The organism is Streptomyces sp. NPDC057654, from assembly GCF_042800135.1.
Classification (GTDB): Bacteria; Actinomycetota; Actinomycetes; order Streptomycetales; family Streptomycetaceae; genus Streptomyces.
Map to the genome: position 1 here is coordinate 1 of NZ_JBHVHQ010000967.1, position 3,078 is coordinate 3,078.

The 3,078-nt window shown below is 72.7% G+C and carries 2 protein-coding genes; both read right to left on the reverse strand.

The window, feature by feature from the left end; all coding sequences use genetic code 11:
- A partial coding sequence (gene uvrC, locus ACFU99_RS38990) for an excinuclease ABC subunit UvrC (protein WP_384402069.1) occupies positions 1-1,627 on the reverse strand: 1,627 nt, incomplete at its 3' end.
- 769 nt (positions 1,628-2,396) lie between these two features.
- The coding region (locus tag ACFU99_RS38995; protein ID WP_384402072.1) for a hypothetical protein at positions 2,397-3,078 on the reverse strand (682 nt) is incomplete at its 5' end.

Consider the following 3,078-nt stretch of genomic DNA (forward strand, 5'->3'; position numbering starts at 1 on the left):
CGGCGACGTCGTCGACGCCGAGCTCGTCGAGGGCCCGCTTGGCGGCGGCGACCTGCGGCTGCCCGCCGTCGACGACGACGAGCTGCGGGGGGTAGGCGAAGCGCTTGGGGCGGCCGTCGTCGTCAAGGGGGCCGGATTCGAGGGGACCGGATTCGAGGGGATCGCCGGAAGGGGCGTCCGCTGTCGTGCCCGGCTCTTCCGCCCCCTCCGCCCACTCCCCGGTCTTCTGCTTCTCCTGGAGATAGCGGCGGAAGCGGCGGCCGATGACCTCGTGCATGGACCGGACGTCGTCCTGGCCCTCGAACGTCTTGATCTGGAAGCGCCGGTACTCGCTCTTGCGGGCCAGCCCGTCCTCGAAGACGACCATGGAGGCCACCACGTCGTCGCCCTGGAGGTGGGAGATGTCGAAGCACTCGATGCGCAGCGGGGCCGAGTCCAGGCCGATCGCCTCCGCGATCTCCTCCAGGGCGCGGGAGCGGGTGGTCAGGTCGGAGGCGCGCTTGGTCTTGTGCAGGACGAGCGCCTGCTGGGCGTTCCGCTGCACGGTCGCCATCAGGTCCTTCTTGTCGCCGCGCTGCGGGATGCGCAGGCTGACGCCGGAGCCGCGGCGCTCCGCGAGCCACTGCGCGACGGGCTCGACCGGGTCGGGGAGCGCGGGGACGAGGACCTCCTTGGGGACCGCGTCGCCCTTCTCCTCGCCGTACAGCTGCTGGAGGGCGTGCTCGACGAGGCCCGCGGTGTCGACGGCCTCGACCTTGTCGGTGACCCAGCCGCGCTGCCCGCGGACCCGGCCGCCGCGTACGTGGAAGATCTGCACGGCGGCTTCGAGTTCGTCCTCGGCGACGGCGATCAGGTCGGCGTCGGTGGCGTCGGCGAGGACGACGGCGTTCTTCTCCATGGCGCGCTTGAGCGCCTCTATGTCGTCGCGGAGCCGGGCCGCCTTCTCGTACTCCATGTCCTCGGCGGCGTCGCGCATCCCCGCTTCGAGCCGTCGGATGTACGCGCCGGTGCGCCCGGCCATGAAGTCGCAGAACTCCTCGGCCAGTTCACGGTGCTCCTCGGGGGTGACCCGGCCGACGCAGGGCGCGGAGCACTTGCCGATGTAGCCGAGCAGGCAGGGCCGGCCGATCTGGGCCGAACGCTTGAACACCCCGGCGGAGCAGGTCCGTACCGGAAAGACCCGGAGCATCAGGTCGACGGTCTCGCGGATCGCCCACGCGTGCCCGTACGGCCCGAAGTACCGCACGCCCTTCTTCTTGGGGCCGCGCATCACCTGGACCCGCGGGAACTCCTCGTTGAGGGTGACGGCGAGGGACGGATAGCTCTTGTCGTCGCGGTACTTGACGTTGAACCGCGGGTCGAACTCCTTGATCCACGAATACTCCAGCTGGAGCGCCTCGACCTCGGTGGACACGACGGTCCACTCGACGGAGGCGGCCGTGGTGACCATCGTCCGGGTACGCGGGTGCAGCCCGGCGAGATCCTGGAAGTACGAGGAGAGCCGCTGACGGAGGCTCTTCGCCTTCCCTACGTAGATCACCCGGCCGTGCTCGTCACGGAATTTGTAGACCCCGGGCGAGTCGGGGATCTGTCCCGGCTTGGGTCGGTAGCTGCTGGGGTCGGCCATGCCAGACACCCTACTGGCGGCCGGTGACACTTCCGCCGCCGAGCGGGCCCGGGGGCCCGCTTGTGGCGGGGGTGGTTGGGCGTGTGGGGGTCCGGCTTACGCCGGGGGCGGTTCCGGCTGCGCCGGGGCCTGGGGGCGGCTCGCGCCGGGGGAAGTTCCGGCCTGCCCCAGGTGAGTCCGGCTTACGCCGGGGCTGGGGCCGGCTCGCGCCGAGGGAGGGTTCCGGCTTACGCCGGGGCATGGGGAACGCTTGAGCCGGGGCTCAGGGCCGACTTGAGCCGGGGCCTCCCGTTCCAGGGGCGGGACTGGGGCCGACGGCGCGGGGACCGGCCCCCGCTCGTGCTGGGACCGGGGATCGCCCGTGCCGGGGTCGGCCTATGCCATGGCCGTAAGCCTGCTCGTGCCGGGCCGGGGAAGGGCCCTACGGGACACGGGAGAGCGGGTCCGAATGTCCTATAGGACACGGGAGAACGGGGCGGGGCTCCACCGGACGCAAGAGAGCTGGACCGGGGCCCATTGAGGCGTGGGAGAGCCGAGGCCGCAGGCCTATGAGGCACGGCTGTACGAGAGAGTCGGGGCCTCTCCCGTAGGGGAGTGGAGCCCCGGCGGCGGGGAGGCGCTGCCGCCGGGGCCGCTGGTCGAGGACGGGCCGACCGGGACGTCCAGCCGGGGCCGCGGGCCGATCCGCGGTCCCGAACCGTACGCGGCGCGGGCCGGGCCCCGTCCGCACCGGCCCCGGCGAATCGGTCTTGCCGGGGCCGGAATCGGGTCAGGCGCGGCGTCGCCGCCTGGCCGCGACCACGGAGAGGCCGAGGGCCACCACGGCCGCGCCGCCCGTCGCGAGGGAGGTCGCGGTCAGCAGGCCGTCGTTGTCGTGCGTCACCGACGCGGCCTGCGCCACAGCCGGCGCGTCGCCCTTGGCGGCATCGGCACCGGCACCGGAATCGGCGCCGTAACCGCCCGCCAACCCCTTCTTGGCGTACTCAGAGCCCGGCATCTTGTCGCCGTACGCCTTGTGCACCCGTGCCTGGTACGCCTCGACGGTCGTCCCCTTCGCGCCCACGGTGCGCTCGGCGTCGGCGTCCAGCGGCAGCACCCGGTCCCCGCGCTGCACGTACCAGGCGTCGATCTGCGGCTCGCGGAAGACGGTTCCGCCGCTCGCCTTCTCGGCTCCGGCCGCCGCGTAGCGCGTCTCGTCGTCGCCGGTGGCGATGTTGACCACCTTGTACGAGCCGCCCTGCCGGACGGCCCATACCGACGCCTTCCGCCCGTCGGCGGAGACGGCCTTGGTGGCGAGGAAGTCGAGCTTCGCCACGGGGGCCTCGGCCTTCCCTGCCACGAACTCCGGCGCGAGCGTGTAAACGGGGACCGTCGCGCCCTCGACCTTGGGCGTCGCCTTCGCCTTGGCCACCGCTCCGCCGGCCGCGCTGTCGCGGGCGAAGAAGCGGGAG